This is a genomic window from Streptomyces sp. NPDC056160 (genome assembly GCF_042268205.1).
In the GTDB taxonomy this organism is placed as follows: Bacteria; Actinomycetota; Actinomycetes; order Streptomycetales; family Streptomycetaceae; genus Streptomyces.
Genome location: NZ_JBHJUW010000370.1, coordinates 1 through 1,117, shown reverse-complemented (window position 1 = coordinate 1,117; position 1,117 = coordinate 1). Strand labels below are relative to the sequence as shown.

Below are 1,117 nucleotides of genomic sequence, written 5' to 3'. Positions count from 1 at the left end.
GTAGCCGTTGACGGTAAGCCACCCAACAAGAGTACGGTGACTCTCCGGGATCCCCGTGCGCTGCAGATTCCAGAAGAAATCACCCACCCGGCTTCTGAAAATATCATCCCCGCGTGACCGGGTTACGAGCGGAGGAATCGTTCCAGGGGCTATCTTCGCGGCCTCCATGTCTGCGACATGTTCATTCTCAGTGGGTGCCAGATACATGCGTGTCGTGTCACCACCTCTGTATTCCCACAAGGAACCCTGTCGCAATGTTTTGAGGACGTTGTTCGTGCTACGGAAGTTACGAAACGGGTACGGAATCCCGTCCGTCCTGTATTGGTACCGTATATTCGCGGTTATCGTGTCACGCCTCACCTCCTGGTCCTTATTCGCCCGTCGGCCCGGCGCCCGCGTGCCCTCGTCGGCGCCGCCTCCCGCCAGTTCCTGGCGGGTGTTTCCGTGGCTGGTGTCCGTGTTCTGGGGCACGGAGCCCTTTTTATGGTTCAGTGTGACTTTTCTCTCTTGGGGCGGGAAAAGCTTCACTGCACCATTGATCACTTTCCCCTGCAGTTTGACGCCAAAGCGATCGAAAGCCGCGACAAGATGTGCGTCCAGCGGGTCGAAACCTACTTTCATCAAAGACTGGGTGAGTGACACCGCCTTGTTCAGGACTTCGTTGGCTTTCTTGTCTTTGCTGCGGGGAGGGCGCTCGCCGAGTGATTCCGGATACATCCGATAGTAGGCGTCGAGGGTGTCAATTTTTTTCTGGGTCGTAGCAGTTTTCCCGGTTTGGTGCAGGGAGCGATAAGGCTTGAATGTTGATCCCGGTCTGTCTCCCAGGCGCATGCCGAGTCCGATCAAGATCCTCTCGGTGTCCTGGTGGACCGGTTCTCCTCCGAGCACTGCTTCGGCCCAGTCGATGAAATCGCGACTCGGCAGCCTCATACCATTGTGTACACGTTGTTCTTGTGTCGTGATATCGGCGGTCCGGAAAATGAAACTGTAACGCTGCAGTTCCTTGAGCCGCTGCGCCTCACCTGCCGGTATACGGTCCGGGATAGGTGCGAACACGGGGTGCTCGGGGGGCAGCGGCAGGTGTTCCGGTCCCCACCCGCCGGTTTCGCCTTCTTTC

General features: G+C 57.7%; 1 protein-coding gene. It reads right to left on the bottom strand.

The window, feature by feature from the left end; translation table 11 throughout:
• Nucleotides 1-1,117: hypothetical protein (locus ACFC02_RS42790; protein ID WP_376368477.1), on the bottom strand; the 1,117-nt coding region annotated here is incomplete at both ends.